The following is a 25,245-nucleotide window of genomic DNA, read 5'->3' as shown; positions in this document are numbered from 1 at the left end:
TCAAGGCTTGGCAACAAAGCCAATTGCTTCATAGACCTTCTTCAGTGTTTCACTCGCGCGTAGGCTGGCTTTTTCAGCCCCTTCTTTCATCACGTGCTGTAAAAATGCTTCATCATTACGATAACGATGGTAGCGTTCCTGAAGTTCAGTCAACATACCAGATACTGCTTCTGCCACTTCACTTTTTAAATGGCCGTACATTTTACCTTCAAATTCTTCTTCCAACTGAGCAATAGACTTGCCCGTCACCCCGGACAGAATATCCAGCAAGTTAGAAACACCGGCTTTATTGGTCACATCATAACGCACGACAGGTGGCTCTTCAGAATCGGTCACCGCACGCTTAATTTTTTTCACCACCATTTTTGGGTCTTCCAGCAGGCCGATAACATTATTACGATTATCGTCTGATTTGGACATTTTCCTGGTCGGCTCAAGCAGCGACATAACACGCGCACCGGATTTAGGAATAAAAGGCTCTGGAATTTTGAAAATATCACCGTAGATGGCGTTAAAACGACTGGCAATATCGCGGCTCAATTCAAGATGCTGTTTTTGATCTTCACCCACCGGAACCTGGTTGGTCTGATAGAGTAAAATATCTGCCGCCATCAGTACTGGGTAGTCAAATAGCCCGGCATTAATATTTTCAGCATAGCGTGATGACTTGTCTTTAAATTGTGTCATACGGCTCAACTCACCAAAATAGGTGTAGCAGTTGAGCGCCCACCCCAGCTGGGCATGCTCAGGCACATGGGACTGGACAAAAATAGTACTTTTCTGCGGATCAATACCACACGCCAGATACAGAGCCAGCGTATCGAGTGTCGCTTTACGCAGCGCTACCGGATCCTGACGTACGGTGATGGCATGCTGATCAACAATGCAGTAAATGCAGTGATAATCATCTTGCAGGTTTACCCACTGACGCAGTGCACCCATATAATTACCAATGGTTAACTCACCAGAAGGCTGTGCACCACTAAAAACGATGGGTTTACTCATGTTCGGATTCCTGATTTGCTTGATGTGTTAGCCCCAGTAAGGGCAATAAATCGCTGAAGCGCTCACAAACAACATCGGGGTTGCTCAATGTAATTGCTTCACCATAGTTATAACCATAAGTCAGCCCAACACTTGGGCAACCCGCCGCTTGTGCTGCCTGAATATCATTACGAGAATCACCGACAAACATCATCTCGCTGGCACTCAGTTGCATGGCTTTCATGCTATTAAACAGTGCTTCTGGATGGGGCTTTTTCTGTTTAACATCATCACCACCAATGATGACCTGGAAATATTGAGCAATACCAAAACTTTCGAGTAACGGCATGACGAAAGGGGTAGGTTTATTGGTGACAATACCGAGTGAAAATCCTTTTTCCTTAAGTATCTCCAGGGTGGTGAGTACCTCAGGGAATAAGAAACTGCCTTCTGTCACGGTTTCTGCATAAAAACGGTCAAACAACTTACGGGCCACGCCCAGCTGCTCAGAATTTTGTGGCAGATTTTTCTCTTTGAGCCCCCACTCCAGTGCCCGTTGAATAAGGATATCTGCGCCGTTACCAATCCAGGTTATGACGCGTTCTTCCCCGGCACCAGGTAGCTCCATTGCATAGAGTGTCATGTCCACGGCCTGACTCAGCCCCAGTGAGGAGTCAATCAAAGTACCGTCTAAATCAAAAGCGATACCACGAACAGAGGTAAATTTATCCATGGGTGACCTTCGATAATTCTGTACGCATATCATCAATCACTGTTTTGTAATCCGGTTTGCCGAAAATAGCAGAACCGGCAACAAACATGTCTGCTCCGGCTTCTGCAATTGCACGAATATTTTCCACTTTCACGCCGCCATCGACTTCAAGACGAATGTCATACCCGGATTCATCAATACGCCGACGAGCCTGGCGAAGCTTTTCGAGAGTATGGGGAATAAACGACTGACCACCGAACCCCGGGTTAACAGACATCAGCAAGATAACATCCAGTTTATCCATCACATTATCAAGCCATGACAGTGACGTTGCCGGGTTGATGACCAGCCCCGCTTTACAACCATGCTCTTTAATCAGTTGCAATGAGCGATCAACATGTTCAGAGGCCTCAGGATGAAAGGTGATGATGCTGGCACCAGCGGCAACAAAGTCCGGGATGATTCTGTCTACAGGTTTAACCATCAAATGAACATCAATAGGGGCGGTGATGCCGTAATCACGCAGTGCCTTCAGGACCATGGGCCCCATAGTGAGGTTCGGTACATAGTGGTTATCCATAACATCATAATGAACAACATCCGCACCCGCTGCCAGTGCCTTAGCCGTATCCTCACCCAAACGGGCGAAATCGGCAGAAAGGATTGAGGGGGCAATCAAAAACTGTTTCATCCGCTTCTCCAATAGCAAGTCATCTTTCGGTGGCGGGCGAAACGGCTCAGGCATCTTTAGAGCGATAAAGTGCCAGAAGTTCGCCCACTTTATTACGAGTACTACCGTTTCTACTGATATTGCGTCTTACTTGCAGTTTGTGAAATTCGGTAGCGTTCTGGTACCACTGTCTTGTGAGCACAGTATCGTGGTTAGAAATTAATACGGATATCTGCTGTTGGTGCAGATTTTCTGCCAGTTCAGCCAAGTGCTGCTGCTGGGTAGCATTAAAACTTGCTGTGTGATACGCCGTGAAATTTGCTGTCGTTGATAAGGGGGCATAAGGGGGATCACAATAAACCACCGACCCTGCAGCCACATTCATCATACTCACATCATAAGACTGACAAACAAAGTCAGCCTTCTGTGCTTTTTCAGCAAAAGCGTATAACTCTTCTTCCGGGAAATAAGGCTTCCTGTAACGACCAAACGGCACGTTAAATTCGCCCCGTAAATTATAACGACACAGGCCATTGTAACAATGTCGGTTCAGGTATAGAAACAGCACCGCCCTGCGTAGCTTATCTGTACACTGGTTAAATTCCGCGCGGAAGGCGTAATAGGCTGGCTCTTCATTGTTTTGCGGGCAAAACATTAGCCGGGCTTCATGGACATACTCGTCAGCACGATATTTAACAATGGTGTAGAGATCGATTAAATCGCTATTGATATCAGCAAGAAGGTAATGTTGATAGTCCGTATTGAGAAATACTGAACCCGCACCAGCAAAGGGCTCGATCAGACGGTCACCCTCAGGAAGGTGCTTTTTTATTTCGTCAAGCAGGGGAAATTTCCCCCCTGCCCATTTAAGAAAAGCGCGATTCTTTTTCATGCTGCCTTACTATTTACACCTTATCCAGCTGTGGAAAGGTTCCGACAGCGACTGCGCTTATTATTACTTAATTTCTGACTGCACCTGATGAATTGGTTTAGTCCAGGGCCTATTGCTCTGAACACCAGCAGGTAAATTTGATATAGCACGCTCTGCATCAGATTTGCTGGCATAAATACCACTGACCATAACATACCACGGCTTACCGTTACGTGAAGTTTGATAGACGATAAAATTCTGTAAATTCTCTTTTTTCGCCCATGCATTCAGGTTTGCCGAGTTTGACGATGCATTGAGTTGCAGTGTGTAACTGCTACCCGAAGCACTTTTTAACGCCTGACTACTGCCTGCCGCTGTCGCCGATTTGGCCGGAGCATGTGAAACAGGAGGCTGTGTCACCGGGGCTTTGGCCGTGGGTGCATGTACTACAGGTGCTGTTTTTTCCACGACAGGTTTAGCGGATGTGGAAGCCACACGCGCAGGTTCATTATGTTTAACTGGCGCGGGTTTGCTCTGCGTATTCGCCGTAATCTGAGTACGATTCGGTGCTTTTTGCACAGGTTCAATCACCACGGTTTTACGCTCAGGACGAGGTTCTGTGGTCTTGCTCCCCGCGACAGAGGCAACGGTTGCAGGTTCTGTCGGTAGCGTAGAGCGTGTGACGACCGATTCAATTTGAGTTTGTTGCTGAATCAGGGAATTCCCCAGATCGCCTTGTAACTCAATACGTTGTTGACCTTCAGGCTGAGGTATACTCTGCCCCTGAGTTGGCGTCGAAGAAATAGGGGGAATAGAAAAATCCTGAGATGCAGAAGCCACAGCTGGCGCATTGCTATTCTCATGTGTGGCAGATAAGTCGATACTTTTTTCAGTGCCAGACGACTGCCCGGCGGTATCGGTGGCTGGGGATGGCCCTTTCAGTGCGGAACCAATACCAAAGATGAGCAACAGCAGAACAATAATCCCGGTTCCCATCATCAGGTACTGACGCGAAATAGGTTTGTTGGTTCGTTCAGCTTTTCTACGCCCGCGTGGAGGGCGAGTTTCCATCGCCATATCCTCATCCAGTTCGTAGTTTTCATCATCTTCGCGCACACGTCTCGCTTTAGACACACGACGATCGTCCATATCAATCTCAATATCATCAACATTGAGCTGCGGTTCGTTATCTGTATCTATATTGCGAGTACGCCCAGACTGACGATCACTTGGATCAGGGATCAGATCATCTTCTGGTTTGAACTTATCCATTTAACACCCCACTAACAGGCTTATGCTGGGTTAGCAAATTGCCCAAAATTTAACATCGTACAGGTGAGCCATTAATCGTGCTGACAATCAGCAATAGCAGACAGAACAACGTCATGTGGCACAGCACCACGCACTTCACTGGCACCGATCGCCAGTGGCAGAATAAGACGTAATTCCCCTGCCAGAACCTTTTTGTCACGCATCATATGGGGCATATACGCGTCAACTGACATTTCTTTTGGCCCATTGACCGGCAAACCTGCGCGCTGCAACAGGACAATAATACGCTGAACATCCGCTTCGCTGAACTGACCTAAACGCTGGGCTGTACGGGCTGCCATGACCATACCTGCTGATACAGCCTCACCATGTAACCAGTTGCCATAACCCATTTCTGTTTCAATAGCATGGCCAAAAGTATGGCCCAGATTCAGCAAAGCACGCACACCGCCTTCACGCTCGTCAGCCGCCACAACGTCGGCTTTTAGTTCACAACAGCGACGAATACAGTACGTCAGCGCATCACTGTCCAGCTGTAGTAAGGCATCCAGATTATCTTCCAGCCACAGGAAGAATTCACCATCCAGAATAATGCCATATTTAATGACTTCAGCCAGACCAGAAGCAAACTCACGTTCAGGAAGTGTGGAGAGGCAATCAATATCCACAATCACCGATGCGGGCTGATAGAACGCACCAATCATGTTTTTCCCAAGGGGATGGTTGACAGCTGTTTTCCCCCCTACGGATGAGTCTACTTGTGAAAGTAGGGTTGTAGGAATCTGAATAAACCGCACGCCACGTTGGTAACATGCTGCGGCAAAGCCCGTTAAATCGCCAATAACACCACCACCCAGTGCAAGCAAAGTGGTGTCGCGACCGTGCGGTTTCTCCAGTAAAGCGGTAAATACGGTATCTAAAACCGCAAGGCTCTTAAATTGCTCGCCATCAGGAAGGGTAACAGTATCCACCTTCACGCCTGCCTGTTCCAGAAGGCTACGCACCTTATCAAGGTACATCGGGGCCAGAGTCTCATTCGTGACAAGCATACACTGGTCGCCCGCTTTTAGCGGCCAAAAGGAAGCCGGGTCATTAAATAACCCGACAGCAATCGTTATAGGGTAACTACGTTCCCCAAGAGTGACTGTCAACCTCTCCATCGTGCGGAGCCTACCTTAATAACATTGCCCTCAGGCATAGGATTCTCAAGCCAGAACTAATTGCTTTCCAGCATATGAATAATCTGGTTAGCAACAACTTTGGCACTTTGATCGTCGGTGCGAATCGTCACATCGGCAATCTCTTCATACAGTGGATTGCGCTCCTCTGCCAATGCTACAAGCACTTCACGAGGCGGTGTATCAACTTGAAGCAGCGGACGTTTTTTATCGCGCTGAGTTCTGGCAAGTTGCTTTTCAATAGTGGTTTCAAGATACACCACTACGCCTCTTGCTGACAGACGGTTACGGGTTTCACGGGACTTAACAGACCCCCCTCCTGTCGCCAGCACGATGCCTTGCTTTTCTGTAAGTTCGTTGATGATTTTTTCTTCGCGATCGCGAAAACCTTCTTCACCTTCAACGTCGAATACCCAGCCGACATCAGCCCCGGTACGTTTCTCGATCTCTTGATCTGAATCGAAAAATTCCATATTGAGCTGCTGGGCTAACTGACGCCCAATAGTGCTTTTGCCGGCACCCATAGGCCCAACCAGAAAGATATTGCGTTTCTCTGCCATTTTTTTGGTATTACTAAGACTATTCGTTGATGATAAACCCGCCCGGTATTCACCAGGTGCAGCGGGACATGAACTGAAACCTCATAAGCGTGAGTTGAGAATCAGACTAAAAATTATCTCAACACTCAAGGCTGTTTGGCAACTGAATAAATCACTCATTTCCCTAAGATGGCGAAACGAACAGCTTCAATCAGCTCCAGAATATCATTACCTGGTTTCTTGAAACGGTACACCTTGTAAGCTAATTCCTCTCTAACGTCAAACACATGAGCACCTATTCACATAAAAACCTATAAATATAAGGGCAATTTCTAGGGCCGGGCGATTAATTTTGGCGTAATAAACACCACCAGCTCCCTGCGCTGACTCTTTTTATCATCCTGATGAAAGAGTCGTCCTATCAGGGGGATATCACTTAAAAAAGGGACATTGCGATAACCTTCTCGATGTTGCTGCTGAAAAATTCCACCCAGCGCCAGAGTTTCGCCGTCCAACACATCAACCTGAGTTTCTATCTCTTGCTTGTCAATAGCCAGCGCTTCGCCATCAGCATGTTGAATGCTTCTGCCCGGCATATTCTGTGTAATACGCAGTTTTAAGCGAATGTTGCCATTAGCATTAATAATTGGCGTGACGTCCATTCCCAGCACAGCCTCTTTGAAAGCGACAGAACTTGCGGTGCTGGAGCTGCCTGAAACCTGATAAGGGATTTCTGTACCTTGTTTAATACTAGCAGGTTGTTGGTGGGCAACCAGTAAACGGGGGCTGGCAATGATCTCAAGTTGCTGCTGTTGTTCCAGTGCAGAAAGTTCAAGCTCCAGCATTCGACCGCCGATACGACCGATATTAAATCCTGCTGCGACGACACTGGCTTTTAAATTACTTACCATATTTGACGGCCGATAGACATCGCTGTTGCCATCACTTTTCGTCGTCCACTTAACACCAAGCTCGCGTAAGGCTTCCTGGTTAATGGTCACAATATGTGCAGCCAGCTCTATTTGCCCCATGGGAATATCCATGTCCCCCACCCATTGCGCTATTTGCTTTTGCGCTTGCTTATTATCACGCACAACCAGGCGATTAGCGCGGGTATCGACGGTAATAGACCCACGAGGCCCCAGTAGTTTGTCACCATTAAGCTTGAGAGCGGCAGCCAGTTCCGTCACATCAGCATGACGTGGCGTATAAACTTTCTGCACTAATGGCCGGGCTTCTGCCTGCTGTTTACGCAACGCGTCCTGCTGTGCTTGCTGGCGTAATACACTTTCCTTCCCTTGCACCTGCAATATATTGCCGCTTTGTGACGAAGAGAGATGGGCAAGCTTTACCACCAGGGCAAAAGCCTGCTCCCAGGGGACATCAACCAAGTGCAAAGACACTTTACCTTCAACTCCGGGGGCAATAACCAAATTACGCTGCTGCTGTTCTGCTATGGACTGCAGTACTTGTGTGACAGGGGCATCATCCAGAACCAACGTCACGCGATTATTCGCGCTGATACCGAGTGGCAAAAGTAGCAATAATACGGCGAGTGCTTTCCTTGTCATTATTCCCCCTGATTTCCTTCATGTTTCAAACTATTTTACGTACAAATGCCAGTGATAATGCGCCCCGCCACATATCCCAGCCAGAGAGACACTGACATGGGCAATACCAATAGCCACTACGCTTACCCCCGCCATAATTTCAGTGTCGATGCTGACCCTGAGTGGTGGATGTTGTGGTGGAGCCATTAGCGCAATACGGCGGGAAGAAGAACCGACCGTTCCCTTTAGATGCCAGTCATCAAGCTGTTTCAACGTTTCTTCACAACGAGGAAGTGGTATCACAAAAGGATTACGCAAACTGGCTTGCGGCGAAGAGATCATCCCCAAACAGAGCACCCAGCTACAGATTCTCATAACTGAACTCCAGGACTAAAATAACAGCCATAGAATCCGGCACAGCCGTAATGTGAAAAGATGCCAGATTCAAGCCACGGTAATTCGCAATCTGCTCAAAGAAAAATGGTACATTTTCCCAGGCAAGGGAGAGTTCGAGCCGTGCATGTAAGGCATCTGGTTGCCAGTGAATGAGCCGCCCATGAGACTGTCTGAGGATTTCAACCACCGAAAATATCGGTGCAACTGGTGCAACTAAAGGAGCCTTAGGTACCACTGTAACAGGCTGCGAATTGTCTTTTTCCTGCATGATTGCCAGCTGTTGCCGGAGCTGCGCATGCTGTTGCAGGATCGCGTGGTACTCTTGTCGTTCATTCCCTGACCATAGACAGCCGCAGAACAGCAGCACCAGTACAAATACGGTAAGCGTCAACGCGAAGTAGCGATAACTCCTTGTGATAAACAGTTGCTCAAGGTAAGCCAAGTGCACCCCCATGATCTGCCAGTGTAAAGCTATAACTCAGCCCGAAGCTGGCATGATGGCTGACAGGGCCCGCCCTGACATGGAAATGACCAGGAAGTTGTTTCAGTGACAGGTTTATTCTTTCAAGATCTGCCATATCTACGGTATAGCCTTCCAGGGTCATAATGCTTTCTTGCCAGGTGACCGTGCTTAACCAGCTACTTTCAGGCAACTGACTGGCTAAAGCCGCCAGAATATCTCCCCAACGTGATACATGATGCTGTCTCTCCCTGTCGACGATGCCACCTGGTGACCGTTGATCATCCCCCAGTTGCCATCCCTGTTGATGCGGCAGTGTTTCCTGTAGCTTACGGAGTTGTTCTTTTAATACATCGCCTTGCCCCTGCAACGCGATAACCTCCTGGCTGAACCAGGCCCACGTTGTCCAAAAGCTACAGCCCAGTAATAACGTCACGAAAATCGTGGTTCCAATACGAAAATACAAGCGACGCTGACGCTGCAATGCACGCCAGGGTAATAAATTAATCAAAGGAGTCATCCGCGCGAGCACCCCAAAGCCAGGCCCAGTGCAATGGTATAGCGCCCTTTTTGCTGGGGAAGCGGTGGGTACTGCCGAATTAATAGCGGCCAGACATCCAGCGACTGTACAGTCAGAGCTGGTCTGTCTTCGATACAGCCACTGCTAAACGCCATGTTTTCAGCAGGACTGCCAAGGTAATCACACAGACCAGAAAGGCAAGGTATTTGCTGTTTATTCTGCCAGCCAGAATACCCTGCAGTGCGACAACTCGCCCATAACCAATAGTCAGGCTCCTCATGCACCAGGTAATCACATCCAGGTGGGTAACATGTTTCCGGCAAGGCCTGAAGGACTTTGTCACAGGGGGTTACAGCGTTTGGCACCAATTGAACTGACTTAAGGCAGGCCAGCAACGTATCCATATCATGCTGTCGGGCGGTGCTCACGTTCAGCGCGCCACCTTGTTCAAGATAATCCCAGCATATTTGGGAAACGGGCACTTGTAACTGTTGTGCTGCTGTATAAGCAATGTAGTCTTCACGTACTTTTTCGCAAATATCACTGTCAGGAGGAGAAATCTTACGTTGTGAAGTGCGCTGGGCAGGAAAGCTCACTCGCAGGCTGTGGCGGTTTGGTAGTTGTTTACGCCAGCCATCAAGAACCTTAAACAGAGCATCGGGTTGCGAAAAAATGTCATCGCCAGACACAGGAGAAAAAAATGGAAAATGCCACCAGTGGCGCAACTGCCAGCCTTGACGATGCCACTGCACAGCAATGGCACGTACTCCTTCCATTTGAATATCCAGGCCAATTTGCCAGCCAGGAAACATCATACGTGCATCTCCTTATTTCGTCGTATGTGGACATGCCATTAACCCGAACTCATCTCGGGTATATCAAAGCGTCTGGCTTGTCTTTATACTACCGGGCTGGTGTTTATAAACTACCCAATGAAAACCTAATGAGAGTCTTAAGGTGAAGTTCGTAAAGTATTTATTCCTCCTTGCAGTCTGTTGCATGCTACTGGGTATAGCCTCGCTATACGGCTTATACAGATATATTGAGCCTCAACTGCCTGATGTTGCGACTCTGAAAGACGTGCGTCTGCAGACCCCCATGCAGGTTTATAGCGCCGATGGCGAGTTGATCGCTCAATATGGTGAAAAACGACGTATTCCTCTGACTCTGGATCAGATCCCTCCGGTCATGATCCACGCTTTTGTCGCCACCGAGGACAGCCGTTTTTATGAGCATCATGGTATCGACCCCGTGGGGATATTCCGTGCTGCCAGTGTCGCTATGTTTTCTGGTCATGCATCACAGGGAGCCAGTACCATCACCCAGCAACTGGCGCGTAACTTCTTCCTGAGTCCAGAAAAAACATTAATGCGTAAAATCAAAGAGGTATTCCTCGCTATACGCATAGAGCAATTACTCACCAAAGATGAAATTCTTAATCTTTATCTTAATAAAATTTATCTCGGTTACCGCGCCTACGGCGTTGGGGCAGCAGCGCAAGTTTACTTCGGTAAAACAGTGAATGAACTGACGCTAAATGAAATTGCGATGATTGCCGGGCTGCCTAAAGCACCATCCACATTTAACCCGATTTATTCACTCGAACGTGCTACTGCTCGTCGTAATGTGGTACTGGCGCGTATGCTCAGTGAGGGCTACATCACTAACCAGCAGTATGATGAAGCGCGCGCCCAGCCGATTGAAGCCTATTACCACACGCCAGAGATTGCCTTTTCAGCCCCCTACCTGACTGAGCTCGTTCGCCAGGATATGGTGACCCGCTATGGCGAGAATGCCTATGAGGATGGTTATAAGGCTTACACCACTATCACGCGTAACGTACAGCTTGGGGCAGAGCAGGCCCTGCGTAATAACGTTATTGCCTATGATATGCGGCATGGCTACCGCGGGCCTTCACAGGTGCTATGGAAAGCCGGAGAGTCGCCCTGGGATGAGCCAAAAATCACCTCTGCGCTAAAAAAATTGCAAAGTTATGGCCCATTCTCGCCTGCAGTAGTCACTGGCACCAGTGCAACAGAAGCCTTCGCCCTGATGGGGAATGGGAAAAGCATCACGCTCCCGATGGAAGGTATGCGCTGGGCCAGGCCTTATCGTTCCGACATAGCACAAGGCGCGACACCTCGCAGCGTTACTGATGTCGTCCGGGCAGGCCAGCAAATTTGGGTTCGCCAAGTGAATGATGTCTGGTGGTTGGGACAGTTGCCTGATGTTAACTCCGCATTAGTGTCACTCAACCCGAACGATGGCGCGGTGCTGGCGCTGGTTGGCGGCTTCGATTTTAACCAAAGCGAATTTAACCGTGCCACTCAGGCATTACGCCAGTTAGGTTCGAACATCAAACCCTTCCTCTATACCGCTGCCATGGATAAAGGCCTCACCCTGGCCAGTATTCTGAATGATGTCCCCATTTCACGCTGGGACCCAGGTGCGGGTTCTGACTGGCGACCGAAGAACTCCCCCGCAGAGTACTCTGGCCCCATTCGTCTGCGCCAAGGGCTGGGGCAATCGAAAAATGTCGTGATGGTACGCGCTATGCGTGCGATGGGTGTGGACTATGCAGCCAATTACTTACAGCGTTTTGGCTTCCCGGCAGAAAATATTGTGCGCACCGAATCCCTGGCATTGGGTGCTGCCGAGTTTACTCCGTTACAGGTGGCCCGAGGATACTCAGTTATGGCAAACGGCGGTTTCCTTGTCACCCCTTATTATCTGTCCAAAATTGTTAATGACAGTGGCCAGACGCTGTTTGAGGCCCAGCCTAAAACAGCCTGCCCGGACTGCGATATCCCTGTAGTCTATGGCAGTATTCCCAAGTCTGATCTGCTGAATAATCAGAGCACTGAAGATGTGGCTATCTCTCAGACCACACAAAATATTCCAGTACCCAGCCCTGAACTGGAACAGGCAACGCCAGACAAGTCTGTGCTTGAGTCACAGTACGCACCACACGTGGTGAATACACCACTGGCATTCCTGATTAAAAGTGCCCTGAACAGTAACATCTATGGTGAACCAGGCTGGCAAGGGACTGGCTGGCGTGCAGGGCGGGACTTGAAACGTCGCGATATTGGTGGCAAAACAGGTACCACAAACAGTTCCAAAGATGCCTGGTTCTCAGGCTACGGACCAGGGGTCGTCACTTCCGTCTGGATAGGCTTTGATGACCACCGCCGTGAATTAGGGCGCACTACCGCATCCGGGGCGATTAGGGATCAAATTTCTGGCTATGAAGGGGGAGCAAAAAGTGCTCAACCAGCTTGGGATGATTTTATGAAAATCGCCCTTGATGGTGTACCAGAACAACCACTGACCCCACCTCAGGGTGTCGTGACGGTGAATATAGACAGGGCCACCGGCCAGCTATCCAGTGGTGGCAGCAGTCGTGACGAATACTTCATTGAAGGTACTCAACCGACGCACCAAGCGATAAATGAAGCCGGGACAACGATTATGGAAGACGGGCAAGAACGAGAGTTGTTCTAATTTATTGCAGCAGATTGCGGTGTTACCGTGCTATAAAAAGTAAAAAGGGGCCAACAATGTTGGCCCCTTTTTGTTCTCTTTTGGTTCTGTTACATAGTCCTGCTGCTGATTTGAGGATAACTCACAAACGTCCTTGCTGCTTTAACCATTCCCGAACCAAAAACAGTGCACTGACATTACGTGCTTCACTGAAATCGCTTTCCTCAAGTAACCCCATGATATTGTCTATCGGCCAATGCACCTGCGGTAGCTCTTCGGGTTCGTCCCCTTCCAGCGACTCTTCATACAAATGTTCAGCAATAACAATATTCATTTTGCTTGAGAAATAAGAAGGGGCCATGCCGAGCTTCATGACAAAAGTCAATTCAGTGGCTCCAAAGCCAACCTCTTCCTTCAGCTCGCGATTTGCCGCCTCGATTATCGACTCACCTTCATCAATAAGCCCTTTGGGAAAGCCCAGTTCATAAGAGTCTGTACCAACAGCATATTCACGAATCAGAATCAGGTGATCGTTAATAACAGGCACGATCAATACAGCTTCCCGGGTTGTCGGTTTCATTCGTTCATAAACCCGGTGGACACCGTTGCTGAACTCCAGATCCACCGTTTCAATAGCAAACAGTCGCGAACGTGCCACGGTTTCTACATGTAAAATTGTCGGTTTTTTTAAAAAATGGCTCATGTGGCTGGAATTAACAATGAAATGAATAATTGATTGTGCGATACGTCGTATGCTTTGCGCAACGAACATGTTTATTATTTACATTATAGTAACCTACTGATAGCACAAAATCATGGCAAACATAAAATGTCAACATATCGATAATCAAATAGGATTTTACTTATATTTAATTCAATATCACTTTGTTAGCATGACGGCAATATAGGCTATTTATAATAAAACATCTCAAGTAACAAGACTTATCTGCCGATAACAACATCAGAGAATTCAACATTATAAGGGGTTGTCGTTTGCTATATTTGATGGGTAAAACAACTGTTTAATGGGTAAATAATGAGTAGCTCATTACTTTTGTTGGTCGCTTCGCTTATCTGCTTTCTTATTGCGGGATTGCTCATATGGCGCGTCCTTCGCAGACGATATTATGTTCAGCGAGCCCCCTTGTTTACTGGTGCAACCACTCGTAAGCAAACCGCAGAAGAACAAGCCGCCATCGAGCGCTACCTTCAGCTCACATCCCCTACTCAGGATATCATCACCCCGTCAGGATCAAGTGCTCCACCCTCAGAGCTCAGGCTTAATGCACGTCATGACACGGTGATTTCATTGAGTCATGCGATTACTCGTTATGGTTTTTCTGTTAATGATACTAATCAGTGGCGTTTCTATCTGGACGCAACAGAAGTTCATCTGCCTCTGTTTTGGGAACAATACATTGCCAATGACAATGATGTTGAATTGATCCTGACGGAACCGCTGCCACTGGTCATTGCTCTGAATGGGCACACCCTGCAACACTACACCCAGGAACCCCAACTAAATATCGCGCCAGAGCAACCTGGGCAGCAAGCCTTTATTCGCCGGGAAGAGAGCACCCCCATTGAGCTACTCGGAACACGCCAGGAGAGCGTTGAAGAACATGTTCTACATACATCCAGACAGCTGCCAGAAGCCATCCTGATTTGCCTCGCATTCTTTATTCTGTTCCTCAGTGTTCTGGGACCTCCTGTTTTGATGCCGTGGCTTGCTGGTGGTGCCATGGCTCTGATCGCTGCCAGTTTATGGAGTATATTTTCTCCTGTATCCTCTTCCCAGCTACGCGAAATACATCGCCTGCGTGGAACCCCTAAACGCTGGGGGCTCTTTGGGGAGTCGCATCGCGACCAGATAAACAATATTTCGCTGGGTATTATCGACCTGACTTATCCCCCGCACTGGCAACCCTATATCACGCAAGACTTGGGACAAAAAACCGATATCGATATCTACCTTGACCGCCATGTGGTACGTCAGGGGGCGTTTCTTTCCCTCCACGATGAAGTGCGTCTTTTCCCGCTGCAACATTGGCTACGTCCTTTGGTCATCGCCTGTGGTTCGCTACTTATCCTGTTGATGATGATGATATGGGTACCGCTGGAAATGCCACTTAAGCTCAGTACATCATGGCTAAGTGGTGCTAAGACTATCGATGTTTCCAGTATCAATGACCTGAATAAATTTACGTTACATGTCGGTGATACACTGAGGGCTAGCGGTACCGGGACCTGCCATATCAACGCCCCGGACAGATATACTGCCAATCAGAATCAACCCTACCTACACTTCGATTGTTCACAGATTAGCTGGAAGGCATCAGCGCCTGAGGCTTTGATCGCTTCCGAATCGACTCGACAAGCCCTTGCATTGTCCGAGGCAGTAAAATTACAGATTAATCCATCAGTAAAAGACAGTTCTAAGGTGAACCCACAGCTGGCGACCGCAATCCGCCGTTCAGGAATGGTACTGCTGGATGATTTTTCTGGAATCGTTTTGAAAACTGAGGCCTTGTGTCAGGCCAAAGAAGAATGTGTGCGGCTTAAAAATGCATTAATTAATCTGGGTAATACCAAAGACTGGAATACGTTAGTGCGTTGGGCAAATAATGGAAGACTCGACGGTGTGAATGTGATGTTACGCCCGATCAGTGCTGAGTCATTGAATAATTTAGTAACAACCTCGACCGCGCCTTTCTTTACCCGTGAAATAACCCATGTAGCACGCTTACTGAACGCGCCAATTGCTGGCGGCTATATCTTTGTGAATGATGAAGGCCGGGATTTAACAGTCCACGTACCATCACCATCCCCCTTGTATGACTACCCTGCTCAAGAACAGTGGGCTGAGTTTATGAACCTGGCTCAGACACTATCCCGGGCGCCATTTATCGCAAAAGGTATTATTACCGATACCTATACCGATACGAATGGAACGCAGCACGTCATTCTGCAAAGCACCTCAGACACCTATAATGACTGGCGTTATACCATGATTTCATTATTGCTGGGTATGATGCTGGTGTGCTTTGTTGTTAGTAGTGTTATCGCCATTAATCGTTATCGCCGTGACCGCAATCGTCCCGGTGAAATACAGCGCTACTATGATCACGTACTAAAATCTTCAGCCCCCTTGCTACTGCCAAAACGCTGATCCCTGCGACCCGGCATAATTTATGTTACCCTGGTGATACATAAAATTGTTCGAGTTGCAGGACGCTGCCGTCGCCCCAAAGAACAGGCAGTAATCAGCGGATTGGCTGACCGAGGGCAACCCGTATATCTGCCGCTTGAACTATTACGTTTATATTTATCTCATATTCATCGGGTGGCCTATTTATGCTTACTGATATTGCCTGGCAGGAGGTAGATACCTTACTGCTGGATATGGACGGAACCCTGCTGGACTTAGCCTTTGATCGCCACTTTTGGCAAGAGTGGGTTCCTGCAGCACTCAGTTCACAGCGTAGTATTTCGCTGCAAGATGCACATCAGTTAATTTCCAGCGAGTACAACCGCGTACAGCAGAGCTTAAACTGGTACTGCCTGGACTACTGGAGTGAACGTCTGGACTTGGATATCTATGCCATGATGGATGAACAGGGCGCCAAAGCGACGCTACGCGCGGATACGCTGCCTTTTTTGAAAGCCCTGAGAGCAAACGGCAAGCGTTGCATTTTGCTGACCAACGCCCACCCCCATAATCTGGCGGTTAAGTTAAAATACACTGGGCTTGAATCACACCTTGATTTATTACTTTCAACCCATACATTTGGTTATCCGAAAGAAGACAAACGATTATGGCAGGCCGTCGTTGAGCATACTGGGCTTGATATCAATAGAACGCTATTTATTGACGACTCGGAAGTGATACTGGACGCGGCAAAATCCTTTGGGATCCGTTACTGCCTCGGGGTTCTGAATCCCGATTCGCATCGTGAAGAACAAGTTTTTCGGCGGCACCCTGCAGTCCGGGATTACCATTATCTGATACCAGCCCTTTCTCCCCAGGAGACGTAATGAAAGAGAAAACGGCAGCAGGCATTCGTCTGGATAAATGGCTTTGGGCTGCGCGTATCTATAAAACTCGCGCTTTAGCTCGGGAAATGGTTGAAGGTGGTAAGGTCCACTATAACGGCCAGCATACAAAACCAGGAAAACTGGTTGAGTTACAGGCTGTTTTAACGCTGCGCCAGGGGAACGATGAACGCACACTGACTATCCTGGCGATAACTGACCAGCGCCGTCCGGCATCAGAGGCTGCTTTGCTTTATGAAGAAACAGCAGAAAGCATTACCCGGCGAGAAAAAATTGCCCTTGCGCGCAAAATGAACGCACTGACTATGCCACATCCAGATCGTCGCCCCGATAAAAAAGAGCGCCGTGACTTAATGAAATTTAAACACAGCGGTAATACCTAATTCCGCCATCAGTAAGAGAAATGATGATGACTCAACACGACAAACTGTACCGCTATCTATTTGAAAACCATGCCGTTCGTGGCGAACTTGTCACGGTATCTGAGACATGGCAACGAATCATGGAACACCACGATTATCCGCAACCAGTGAAAAACCTTCTTGGTGAGCTACTGGTTGCCACAAGTCTCCTGACCGCAACGTTAAAATTTGATGGTGAAATTACTGTTCAGCTACAAGGTGATGGCCCAATGTCACTGGCTGTGATCAACGGTAATAATAAGCAACAAATGCGCGGCGTGGCCCGTGTACAAGGAGATGTTGCCGACGACGCATCACTGAAAGACCTTATCGGCAATGGCTATCTGGTGATCACCATTAGCCCAGAAGAAGGTGAGCGTTACCAGGGCGTCGTTGGTCTTGAAGGAGAGACACTGGCAGCCTGTCTGGAAGATTACTTTATGCGTTCAGAGCAGCTTCCTACACGTCTGTTTATCCGTACTGGTACCGTAGAAGGTAAACCTGCTGCAGGGGGAATGTTGTTGCAAGTATTACCCGCGCAGGATACCCAGATTGACGACTTTAACCATCTCGCGACCTTAACAGATACCATTAAGGCCGAGGAATTACTCATACTTCCAGCCAACGAGGTATTGTGGCGTTTGTATCATGAAGAAGAAGTGACGCTTTATGATCCACAAGATGTTGTCTTTACCTGTACCTGTTCACGTGAACGCTGCGCCGCTGCGATAAAAACACTGCCAGAAGAGGAAGTTGATAGCATCCTGGAAGAAGATAACGAGATTGATATGAACTGCGAATACTGCGGTAATCATTATATCTTCGATGCAATGGATATTGCTGCTCTGCGCAATAATGCTTCTGCATCAGACTCACATATTCACTGATCCCTGTAAGCCGTCTGCGTTTATTCGCAGGCGGTTACTTGCACGCCCCCTTTTTACGAATGTCCGTACTTACCCCATCATTGCACTGTGACGCCCTCTCCCATCATATATTAATCATGCTAATAGTTATAAAATTTAGCATTCATCACTGATCAATATCATTTTCCTGGTTTTTTTTGCTACTTATTATTTTTTGACATCTAAAATCTATGATGGTCGTCGCGGCGTATCACCCGCAAATACCTCTACAATACAGAAATAATCGATTGGCTAAGGAGAAGGACAATGCGAGTGAACAAGATAACCCCGCAGGATCTCGAGGCTTACGGCATTAAGGATGTTAGCGATATTATTTATAATCCTGATTATGCCACCCTGTACCGTGAGGAGCTCAATCCTGATTTACAAGGATTTGAACGTGGGCGGGAGACGAATTTAAACGCCATCGCCGTCGATACCGGTATTTTTACCGGACGTTCTCCCAAAGATAAGTATATTGTCCGTGATGAGACCACCCGGGATACCTTATGGTGGTCCGATAAAGGTAAAGGCAAAAACGACAATAAACCGTTATCGGCAGAAATCTGGGATCATCTGAAAGGGCTGGTCGCCCAGGAACTCTCCGGTAAGCGACTGTTTATTGTTGATGCCTTCTGCGGTGCAAATGTTGATACCCGCCTGGCTGTGCGTTTTATTACCGAAGTCGCCTGGCAGGCGCATTTCGTTAAAAATATGTTCATCCGTCCATCCGATGAAGAGCTGTCGACCTTTACCCCGGACTTTGTCGTCATGAACGGTGCAAAATGTACCAACCCAGACTGGAAAGAACAGGGGCTCAACTCAGAAAACTTTGTGGCTTTTAACCTGACAGAAAAAATGCAGCTTATCGGCGGGACTTGGTATGGTGGCGAAATGAAGAAGGGGATGTTCTCTATCATGAACTACCTGCTGCCCCTGAAGGGGATCGCTGCCATGCACTGTTCAGCCAACGTCGGTGAGACAGGGGATGTCGCGGTCTTCTTTGGATTATCAGGCACCGGGAAAACCACGCTTTCGACTGATCCCAAGCGTCGTTTGATTGGCGATGATGAACATGGCTGGGATGATGACGGCGTGTTTAATTTTGAAGGGGGCTGTTACGCCAAAACCATCCATCTGTCTGAAGAGGCCGAACCCGATATCTACCATGCGATTCGTCGGGATGCTTTGTTGGAGAATGTTGTTATCCGTGCTGATGGAACCATTGACTTTGATGACGCATCAAAAACAGAAAACACACGTGTCTCTTACCCGATTTATCATATTGATAATATTGTTAAACCCGTATCGAAAGCGGGACACGCAAACAAGGTCATCTTCCTGACAGCAGACGCCTTCGGTGTTTTACCCCCCGTCGCGCGGCTGACACCGGAACAAACCCAGTACCACTTTCTTTCCGGTTTTACTGCTAAACTTGCCGGAACTGAGCGAGGTATCACGGAGCCCACGCCCACGTTTTCTGCCTGTTTTGGCGCAGCATTTTTAACCTTGCATCCGACCCAATATGCCGATGTATTGGTGAAGCGCATGCAAGCCGCCGGCGCTCAGGCTTACTTAGTGAATACAGGCTGGAACGGCACAGGGAAACGGATCTCTATCAAGAATACACGTGCAATTATTGATGCCATTCTTGATGGCTCCATCGACAATGCCCCAACCCAAAACCTGCCTGTCTTTAATCTGACGATCCCGACAGAACTGCCGGGCGTGGACAGTGAAATTCTCGACCCACGTAAAACTTACAGTACTCCTGAACAATGGCAGGACAAGGCGAATCATCTGGCAAAACTATTTATCGATAACTTTGATAAGTATACCGATACCCCAGCCGGGGCTGCACTGGTAAAAGTAGGGCCCAAAGTTTAATCCACCAGGCTTTTAATAGTAAAAAGGGTTTATGTCAGACATAAACCCTTTTTTATTACCATTATTTATCTCAGGACGGTATACGTGCGTCGTTTTTCCCGTTCCCGGTATTCACGACCATTTGGCTAACTGGGAGTGGTAAATAAGCCCGTATGCGTAACCCACCACGCTCACTTTTACCAAGATCCAGCTGACCATGATGGTTGTCGATAATGCGTTGTACAATTGCCAGACCCAATCCCGTCCCACTCGTGCTACGCGCACTATCCCCGCGCACGAAAGGCTGGAACAGATGTTCAAGCTGGTCAGGCTCAATGCCTGGACCATCATCTTCAACCTGTAGCCAGGCTCGATTAAGCTCACAACCACTGCTCACTTTGATCCAACCATTACCATAACGGGCAGCGTTGACGACCATATTGGCTACCGCACGTTTAATGGAAAGTGGATTAATATTAACGCGCAGCTCCCCGGCCTGCAGGCTGGTTTCAATTTCACGTTCATAACCGCTTTCAGCCGCGACAACCTCACCCAGCACACTGTTCAGGTCGGTCATTTCCAGAGTGGTTTCCTGCCCGGTACGCAGGTAATCAATAAACTGTTCGATTATCGCATTACACTCTTCAATATCTTTGTTAATTGACTCTGCGAGGTAGCCATCTTCCTCTCCCATCATTTCAGTCGCCAGACGAATACGGGTCAGAGGCGTACGTAAGTCGTGGCTAACCCCTGCCATTAACAGTGTCCTGTCATCAGCCAGTTGTTTGACCCCGGCAGCCATATGGTTAAACGCCCGGGTTACCGATCTCACTTCCGAAGCGCCATATTCGCGTAATGGCGGGGGAATAATACCTTTACCGACCTTAAGCGCTGCATGCTCAAGGTCGACCAGAGGTCGGTTCTGAATTCGGATAAATAACCATGCACCACCTATCGCCAACAACATAATTGCCAGCGTATAGCGGAACAGCGGAGAGAAGTCTCCCTGGTGAATTTCAGTGAGTGGAACCCGAACCCAAATATTGGGTGACAGCCAGGTTTTCAGCCAGACAACCGGTGAACTTTTATTGACCTCAACCCGGACTTCTGTGGGCCCACCTAATTGCTGGGCCATCTGCTGACTCAGAAACTCATAATGCTGTGCCCAACGAAGGCCGGCATCTTCTGCCGCCTCGTTGGAGTAGAGCGAAATACCCAGTTCACGATAGATCTCACGACGAAATGCCGGTGGTACAACAAGCTGAGTTCCATCTTCAAGCTGCAGCTTATCAGTCATTAGCATTCTTACTTCATAAGCCAGCACTTTATTGAATTGTTGAAGGCTCGGTAAAATGGCAAAGTTCAACACAACAAGGTAAGTGGTCACCAGGCTAACAAAAAGTAGGGTGACGATGAGCAACAAAGTACGAGCAAAGGAGCTCCGTGGTGAGAAGCGAACTCTCATCATGCCTTAGAACCATCCGGAACAAAGACATAACCCAGACCCCATACGGTCTGAATATAACGTGGATGAGCCGGGTCCTCTTCCACCATGCGTCGCAGGCGGGAGATTTGCACATCGATTGAACGTTCCATCGCGGAATATTCACGCCCACGAGCCAGATTCATTAATTTATCTCTGGAAAGTGGCTCACGCGGGTGGCTGACCAACGCTTTCAGCACCGCAAATTCACCACTGGTCAGGGGCATAGGTTCATCTTCCCGGAACATTTCACGGGTGCCAAGATTTAATTTAAATTTACCGAAAGAGATGACCGCCTCTTCTTGTGAAGGAGCGCCTGGTAGTTCATTCGCCTGGCGACGCAGGACTGCGCGAATCCGCGCCAGAAGTTCACGTGGGTTGAAAGGTTTCGGAATATAGTCATCGGCACCAATTTCCAGCCCAACGATACGATCAACTTCTTCCCCCTTCGCCGTGACCATAATGATCGGCATCGGGTTGCTTTGGCTCCGCAGGCGACGACAAATGGACAGGCCATCTTCTCCGGGTAACATCAGGTCAAGAACCATCAGATGAAATGACTCGCGAGTCAGTAAACGGTCCATCTGTTCGGCATTAGCCACGCTGCGTACCTGAAAACCTTGCTCCGTAAGGTAACGTTCCAGCAAGGCACGCAGGCGCATATCGTCGTCCACAACCAGAATTTTATAATTCTCTTGCATCTTAGTACTCCCAAAGGCTAGAACTGTTGAGCCTGTATTCTTAAAAAACTGCGTTCATACGACCAGTCAATTCTGGTATATATTCTAGTCGAAATTGTTACAAAGCATATTTAACAATAATTTATCCGTGTAACCACACGTAATTATCGCATGCCAGCCTGTATTCCTGTCATTGCATTTCCTGACTGCTATCGGTTTAAATCACCCTACAGATTGACTGGCGATAAGGCGAAAAAATGAAAACGCCCCTCATTACCCGCGAAGGTTACAACAAGTTAAAACAAGAGCTGGATCATTTATGGCGCATCGAGCGTCCTGAGGTCACTAAAAAAGTGACATGGGCTGCCAGCCTTGGTGATCGTAGTGAGAATGCTGACTATCAATACAATAAAAAACGTCTACGGGAAATAGACAGGCGCGTGCGTTATCTCGCAAAGTGTCTTGAACAATTGAAAATTGTTGATTACTCCCCCCAACAAGAGGGGAAAATCTTCTTTGGGGCTTGGGTCGAGATTGAAAATGACGACGGAAACAGGCTCAATTTTCGGATTGTGGGCTACGATGAGATTTTTGGACGTAAAGACTATATTTCTATCGACTCCCCAATGGCGCGGGCATTACTGAAAAAAGAGTGTGGTGATGTCGCCACTGTGCAGACCCCAGCGGGGGAGACTGTCTGGTATGTGAATGAAATAAGATACATCCCCCCCGAGTAAGGTTCAGAGTATTATCCGAATCTTTATATATCAGAGATAGTTGCTGGAAGTTTTCATCTTCACCCCGTATAACTGTCCCTGAATTTTTCGCCCTGGAGTAGACAAGAAACTATGATGAATGATTCGCTTTACCGCATTATTGCGGATGAGCTACGGGCCAGAAATGAACAGGTGGAAGCCGCTGTTCGTCTTCTGGATGAAGGAAATACCGTGCCTTTTATCGCCCGTTACCGTAAAGAAGTTACCGGTGGACTGGATGATACGCAGCTGCGTCAGCTAGAGACTCGCCTGGGCTACTTACGGGAACTGGAAGACCGGCGTAAAGTGATTATCAAGTCGATTGACGATCAAGGAAAACTCAGCGAGTCCCTGGCAAATGCCATTAATAGTACCTTGAGCAAAACGGAGCTGGAAGATCTCTACCTCCCCTTCAAGCCCAAACGGCGCACCCGTGGTCAAATCGCGATTGAAGCCGGGTTAGAGCCCTTGGCAGACCGACTCTGGAATGATGCATCCCTCACCCCGGAACAAGAGGCGATCCAGTATGTGGATGCAGACAAAGGCGTTGCTGACGTCAAAGCTGCACTTGATGGTGCACGTTACATACTGATGGAGCGTTTTGCTGAAGATGCCGTCTTGCTGGCAAAAGTGCGTAATTATCTGTGGAAAAATGCCCACCTAGTATCACTGGTGATGACGGGAAAAGAAGAGGAGGGCGCAAAATTTCGCGACTACTTCAATCATCACGAACCGGTTTCAACCGTTCCCTCACATCGGGCATTGGCCATGTTCCGTGGTCGTAACGAAGGTGTGCTTCAGCTGTCCCTCAATGCAGACCCGCAGTTTGAAGAACCGCCTCGTGAAAGCTATTGCGAACAGTTGATCATCGAACACCTCAACCTGCATTTAAATAATGCCCCCGCGGATAGCTGGCGTCGCGCTGTAGTGAGCTGGACATGGCGCATTAAGATATTAATGCACCTTGAAACAGAATTAATGGGCACAATACGGGAGCATGCGGAAGAAGAAGCCATTAACGTTTTCGCCCGTAACCTCAGTGATTTACTCATGGCAGCACCGGCTGGCCTGCGCCCAACGATGGGCCTTGATCCGGGTTTACGCACCGGCGTAAAAGTTGCAGTAGTGGATGCAACAGGTAAGCTTGTGGCAACCGATACGATCTACCCCCATACCGGGCAGGCGGCAAAAGCTGCTGCTGCAGTCGCGGCACTATGTGAAAAACATCATGTTGAGTTAGTGGCAATTGGTAACGGGACTGCCTCACGGGAGACTGAACGCTTCTTCCTTGACGTACAAAAACAGTTCCCTGCTATCAGTAGCGCACAAAAGGTGATTGTCAGCGAAGCCGGGGCATCCGTTTATTCTGCTTCAGAACTCGCAGCACTCGAGTTTCCAGACCTCGACGTATCGATACGTGGTGCGGTCTCTATTGCCAGACGCTTGCAAGATCCGTTAGCAGAGCTGGTAAAAATTGATCCAAAATCCATCGGTGTTGGCCAGTATCAGCATGATGTCAGCCAGACCCAACTGGCTAAAAAGCTGGATGCCGTAGTAGAAGACTGTGTAAACGCCGTCGGGGTCGATCTGAATACAGCCTCCGTACCCCTACTCACCCGCGTTGCCGGGCTGACACGTATGATCGCGCAAAATATCGTTACCTGGCGCGATGAGAATGGTCAGTTTAATAATCGCCAGCAATTACTCAACGTTAGCCGTCTTGGCCCTAAAGCCTTTGAGCAATGTGCCGGTTTTTTGCGTATTAATCATGGGGATAACCCTCTGGATGCCTCTACCGTTCACCCGGAGGCCTATCCGGTTGTTGAACGAATCCTCGCGACCACCCACCAGGCGTTACAGCAGATCATGGGCAATAGCAGTGCGTTGCAAGGTTTGAAAGCCAGCCAGTTTACCGATGAACGTTTCGGACTCCCTACCGTGACAGATATCATCAAAGAACTGGAAAAACCAGGTCGTGATCCACGTCCGGAGTTTAAAACTGCGCAATTTGCCGAAGGAGTCGAAACAATGAATGATCTCCTGCCGGGCATGGTACTTGAAGGCGCTGTCACTAACGTCACCAATTTTGGGGCTTTTGTCGATATTGGTGTGCATCAGGATGGCCTTGTTCATATTTCATCACTCGCCAACAAGTTTGTCGACGATCCCCATAAAGTGGTTAAAGCCGGTGATATCGTTAAGGTTAAAGTGATGGAAGTAGACTTACAGCGTAAGCGTATCGCCCTGACCATGCGTCTTGATGAGCAACCCGGTGAAACCCAGAGTCGCCGTTCCAGCACCAATGTACGTGATCAGAAAAAACCGTCTGCCACACCGCGTGGGCGTAGCAATACCACTGTCGCTGGTAATAGTGCTATGGGTGATGCTCTCAGTGCTGCCTTTGGCAAGAAACGTTAATCTCCTCTTCCGCCAGCCACCTGGCTGGCGGACTCTTCTTATATAAAAC

23 protein-coding genes are annotated in these 25,245 nt (G+C 48.3%); 8 read left to right on the top strand and 15 right to left on the bottom strand.

The genetic code is table 11. The annotated features are described in order from the left end of the window. The 12 genes from trpS to JK154_RS07765 all read right to left on the bottom strand — a co-directional run bounded on the left by trpS (position 1) and on the right by JK154_RS07765 (position 9,967). Positions 1-1,005, bottom strand: coding sequence for a tryptophan--tRNA ligase (trpS, locus tag JK154_RS07820; RefSeq protein ID WP_211991950.1), 1,005 nt, complete (start codon positions 1,003-1,005; stop codon positions 1-3). Beyond that, entirely contained in the window at positions 998-1,717 is a 720-nt protein-coding gene (locus tag JK154_RS07815; RefSeq protein ID WP_211991949.1) for a phosphoglycolate phosphatase, read from the bottom strand. The genes trpS and JK154_RS07815 overlap by 8 nt, the downstream gene beginning before the upstream one ends. Beyond that, positions 1,710-2,387 carry a ribulose-phosphate 3-epimerase gene (gene rpe, locus JK154_RS07810; protein WP_211991948.1) on the bottom strand — a complete coding sequence of 226 codons (678 nt, stop codon included), beginning with the start codon at positions 2,385-2,387 and terminating at the stop codon, positions 1,710-1,712. The genes JK154_RS07815 and rpe overlap by 8 nt, the downstream gene beginning before the upstream one ends. A 46-nt stretch (positions 2,388-2,433) precedes the next feature. Continuing rightward, entirely contained in the window at positions 2,434-3,258 is an 825-nt protein-coding gene (gene dam / locus JK154_RS07805; RefSeq protein WP_211991947.1) for an adenine-specific DNA-methyltransferase, read from the bottom strand. A gap of 63 nt (positions 3,259-3,321) precedes the next feature. Continuing rightward, entirely contained in the window at positions 3,322-4,509 is a 1,188-nt protein-coding gene (damX, locus tag JK154_RS07800; protein ID WP_211991946.1) for a cell division protein DamX, read from the bottom strand. Positions 4,510-4,580: 71 nt separating this feature from the next. Next, the gene (gene aroB, locus JK154_RS07795) at positions 4,581-5,669 is read right to left on the bottom strand and encodes a 3-dehydroquinate synthase (protein ID WP_211991945.1); all 1,089 of its coding nucleotides are present in this window, start codon (positions 5,667-5,669) and stop codon (positions 4,581-4,583) included. A 56-nt stretch (positions 5,670-5,725) separates the two neighbouring features. Beyond that, positions 5,726-6,247 carry a shikimate kinase AroK gene (aroK, locus tag JK154_RS07790; RefSeq protein WP_211991944.1) on the bottom strand — a complete coding sequence of 174 codons (522 nt, stop codon included), beginning with the start codon at positions 6,245-6,247 and terminating at the stop codon, positions 5,726-5,728. 311 nt (positions 6,248-6,558) lie between these two features. After that, a complete protein-coding gene (locus JK154_RS07785; RefSeq protein ID WP_211991943.1) occupies positions 6,559-7,797 on the bottom strand; it encodes a secretin N-terminal domain-containing protein in 1,239 nt (412 codons plus the stop codon). 30 nt (positions 7,798-7,827) lie between these two features. Continuing rightward, a complete protein-coding gene (locus tag JK154_RS07780) occupies positions 7,828-8,151 on the bottom strand; it encodes a DNA utilization family protein (RefSeq protein ID WP_211991942.1) in 324 nt (107 codons plus the stop codon). Next, positions 8,138-8,614, bottom strand: coding sequence for a hypothetical protein (locus JK154_RS07775; protein WP_211991941.1), 477 nt, complete (start codon positions 8,612-8,614; stop codon positions 8,138-8,140). Before JK154_RS07775 ends, JK154_RS07780 begins: the two co-directional genes overlap by 14 nt. Beyond that, entirely contained in the window at positions 8,601-9,152 is a 552-nt protein-coding gene (locus JK154_RS07770; RefSeq protein WP_211991940.1) for a PilN domain-containing protein, read from the bottom strand. The genes JK154_RS07775 and JK154_RS07770 overlap by 14 nt, the downstream gene beginning before the upstream one ends. Next, a complete protein-coding gene (locus JK154_RS07765; RefSeq protein ID WP_211991939.1) occupies positions 9,149-9,967 on the bottom strand; it encodes a pilus assembly protein in 819 nt (272 codons plus the stop codon). Before JK154_RS07765 ends, JK154_RS07770 begins: the two co-directional genes overlap by 4 nt. Before the next feature lie 142 nt (positions 9,968-10,109). Here JK154_RS07765 and mrcA point away from each other — a divergent pair, with 142 nt between their 5' ends. Continuing rightward, positions 10,110-12,656, top strand: coding sequence for a peptidoglycan glycosyltransferase/peptidoglycan DD-transpeptidase MrcA (gene mrcA, locus JK154_RS07760; protein ID WP_211991938.1), 2,547 nt, complete (start codon positions 10,110-10,112; stop codon positions 12,654-12,656). A 121-nt stretch (positions 12,657-12,777) separates the two neighbouring features. On the opposite strand, the gene nudE is transcribed toward mrcA, so the two are convergent. Then, positions 12,778-13,338 carry an ADP compounds hydrolase NudE gene (nudE, locus tag JK154_RS07755; RefSeq protein WP_211991995.1) on the bottom strand — a complete coding sequence of 187 codons (561 nt, stop codon included), beginning with the start codon at positions 13,336-13,338 and terminating at the stop codon, positions 12,778-12,780. Between the two features lie 333 nt (positions 13,339-13,671). On the opposite strand from nudE, the gene JK154_RS07750 reads away from it, so the two are divergent. The 5 genes from JK154_RS07750 (at position 13,672) to pckA (ending at position 19,881) form a co-directional block, all read left to right on the top strand. Next, entirely contained in the window at positions 13,672-15,804 is a 2,133-nt protein-coding gene (locus tag JK154_RS07750; protein WP_211991937.1) for an IgaA/UmoB family intracellular growth attenuator, read from the top strand. Positions 15,805-15,989: 185 nt separating this feature from the next. After that, positions 15,990-16,670: a GMP/IMP nucleotidase gene (yrfG, locus tag JK154_RS07745; protein ID WP_211991936.1), complete on the top strand. Its 681-nt coding sequence runs from the start codon at positions 15,990-15,992 to the stop codon at positions 16,668-16,670. After that, entirely contained in the window at positions 16,670-17,071 is a 402-nt protein-coding gene (gene hslR / locus JK154_RS07740; RefSeq protein WP_211991935.1) for a ribosome-associated heat shock protein Hsp15, read from the top strand. Before yrfG ends, hslR begins: the two co-directional genes overlap by 1 nt. Before the next feature lie 26 nt (positions 17,072-17,097). Further along, entirely contained in the window at positions 17,098-17,976 is an 879-nt protein-coding gene (gene hslO, locus JK154_RS07735; protein WP_211991994.1) for an Hsp33 family molecular chaperone HslO, read from the top strand. Between the two features lie 285 nt (positions 17,977-18,261). Continuing rightward, the gene (gene pckA, locus JK154_RS07730) at positions 18,262-19,881 is read left to right on the top strand and encodes a phosphoenolpyruvate carboxykinase (ATP) (RefSeq protein WP_211991934.1); all 1,620 of its coding nucleotides are present in this window, start codon (positions 18,262-18,264) and stop codon (positions 19,879-19,881) included. A 70-nt stretch (positions 19,882-19,951) separates the two neighbouring features. Here pckA and envZ read toward each other — a convergent pair whose 3' ends face one another. Further along, a complete protein-coding gene (gene envZ / locus JK154_RS07725; protein ID WP_211991933.1) occupies positions 19,952-21,328 on the bottom strand; it encodes a two-component system sensor histidine kinase EnvZ in 1,377 nt (458 codons plus the stop codon). Then, positions 21,325-22,044 carry a two-component system response regulator OmpR gene (gene ompR / locus JK154_RS07720; protein WP_211991932.1) on the bottom strand — a complete coding sequence of 240 codons (720 nt, stop codon included), beginning with the start codon at positions 22,042-22,044 and terminating at the stop codon, positions 21,325-21,327. The genes envZ and ompR overlap by 4 nt, the downstream gene beginning before the upstream one ends. A 236-nt stretch (positions 22,045-22,280) precedes the next feature. Here ompR and greB point away from each other — a divergent pair, with 236 nt between their 5' ends. Both greB and JK154_RS07710 read left to right on the top strand, forming a co-directional pair. Then, entirely contained in the window at positions 22,281-22,760 is a 480-nt protein-coding gene (gene greB, locus JK154_RS07715) for a transcription elongation factor GreB (RefSeq protein WP_211991931.1), read from the top strand. Positions 22,761-22,871: 111 nt separating this feature from the next. Beyond that, positions 22,872-25,196: a Tex family protein gene (locus JK154_RS07710; RefSeq protein ID WP_211991930.1), complete on the top strand. Its 2,325-nt coding sequence runs from the start codon at positions 22,872-22,874 to the stop codon at positions 25,194-25,196. Positions 25,197-25,245: the final 49 nt, after the last annotated feature.

The organism is Citrobacter sp. JGM124 (genome assembly GCF_018257795.1).
Taxonomy (GTDB): domain Bacteria; phylum Pseudomonadota; class Gammaproteobacteria; order Enterobacterales; family Enterobacteriaceae; genus JGM124.
The sequence above is the reverse complement of the archived record's forward strand: the minus strand, read 5'-3'. Positions and strand labels throughout refer to the sequence as shown.